The sequence below is a fragment of the Methanosarcina sp. genome (assembly GCF_035390745.1).
Taxonomy (GTDB): Archaea; Halobacteriota; Methanosarcinia; order Methanosarcinales; family Methanosarcinaceae; genus Methanosarcina.
In genome coordinates, this window is the sequence record NZ_DAOOUJ010000139.1 from 1 (window position 1) to 1,753 (window position 1,753).

The 1,753-nt window shown below is 41.1% G+C and carries 1 protein-coding gene; it reads right to left on the reverse strand.

Annotated features, from left to right (window positions below; translation table 11 throughout):
- Window positions 1–1,106: tetratricopeptide repeat protein (locus PLL47_RS14880; protein WP_324447368.1), on the reverse strand; the 1,106-nt coding region annotated here is incomplete at its 3' end.
- Between the last annotated feature and the right edge of the window lie 647 nt (window positions 1,107–1,753).

Genomic DNA, 1,753 nt, shown 5'->3' on the forward strand with positions numbered 1-1,753 from the left:
ATCCGTATTGCCTGCTTATAAGATTCTATTGCCTCGTTGTAGCGTCCAAGACTCATATAAGCCACACCTAAATCGAAGTGCGCCTCTACATAATCAGGCTTTATCCGTATTGCCTGCTTATAAGATTCTATTGCCTCGTTGTAGCGTCCAAGACTCCGATAAGCCACACCTAAATTGAAGTGCGCCTCTGCATAATCAGGCTTTATCCGTATTGCCTGCTTATAAGATTCTATTGCCTCATTATATTTTCCAAGCATATCGTGGCACCAGCCTATTAGAAAATAAGCATCGGCAAAATTTGGGTCTTGCTTTACCGCCCTTTCTAAATAACTAAGGGCTTTTTCATAATCTTCTGCACCGGCATGGAACAATCCTATTGCAGAAAGTCCTTCCGCAGAAGACAGCCATTCCTCTGTTTTGCCTGATTTCCACTCAGCAAGTGTCTTCACTTTACCTGATTCAAGTTTAGCTATCCTTTCGGAAGGAATAGAAAAATTCAAATTTTGCCCTTCAAGAATCTGAAATGTGGCTATACCAATAACTTCTCCTTTCATATTGACTACAGGGCTGCCGCTTGAACCAGGAGACAGTGGTGCCGTGATTTGAATAATTTTACCAAACTGAGGAATCTCCCGAACTGCCGAGACAATGCCGTCCGAAACTGTTTGGTCAAGCCCAAGTGGGCTTCCGATTACTATCACCCGCTCTCCAACTTCCGGAACAGAACAATTTAGTTCGATTGGGCTAACTATTTCTGGCGGTATATCTACAGAAGCACGAATGAGATCGTGTTCTTTGTCTTCTGCCACAATGCCAGTAATGGCATACACTTTTCCCTCGCCCACTTTGATTTCGGCCTTGCTGGCCTCTTCAAGCACATGACGGTTGGTGATAATATCGCCGTTTTTGCTAATAAAAAAACCACTACCCTGTGCTTTTACCTTCCCTGCCTCATCATAGGTCAGGATTAGCACTGTTGATGCCTGGACTTTTTTAATAATTTCAGGTAACGTTTCCTGGGCATGGCATGGAACGATAATTGAAACCGAAAGAAATAACAAACAGAAACATTGTCTCATTAGACTCAAATGTTGCTGCTTTTCCATTAGTTTTTCCTCTTATATATTGGCCTTTATAAAGACTTTGCCTGACATAAACCTACTTGCCATGAACATGAACCGTAATTTCTCTTCAAACCGCGCGCTGAAGAACAGAGATGACATTTATCTGAGCCGCTTTTTCCTTACTTTGTTTATTAATTTATCATAGCATTAGCGCGATAATCAAGTTATTGTTCAACTCAAATTTTATCTGCTTATTGGTTTTTCCGCCTTGTATTAAAATAACTTTTCTCCTCTGTAGCTCTAAGCGTTAATGCGCTTAACCCGGGGTTCCTCTTCAAATGTTCATGGCATCAATACATATTCTTAACCCCAGCGTCTCGTCTAATAGCCACAGAAAGCGCGAGCTGGAATAGATCAACAACCGTGTCCTTGCACTTTCAGTTTTTGTATGTCTATTAAGGAAAAAACATTATTTTTTTAATGAGCCAAAAATCGAACTTGCAAAAGTTGAGTATATTATGCAATGATTTCCCAAGGTGGGAGAATAAATTGACCTAAAGATCCGTATTTGAAAATCCCGGGGGGAGTAACAAATATGGAATGCAAAATCGATTACGAAAGAGGGAAAAGGGTTGCACAACTCCTTTACGAGTCTTTTGGCACTGCTGGCATTCTCGGGAAAACGGCTA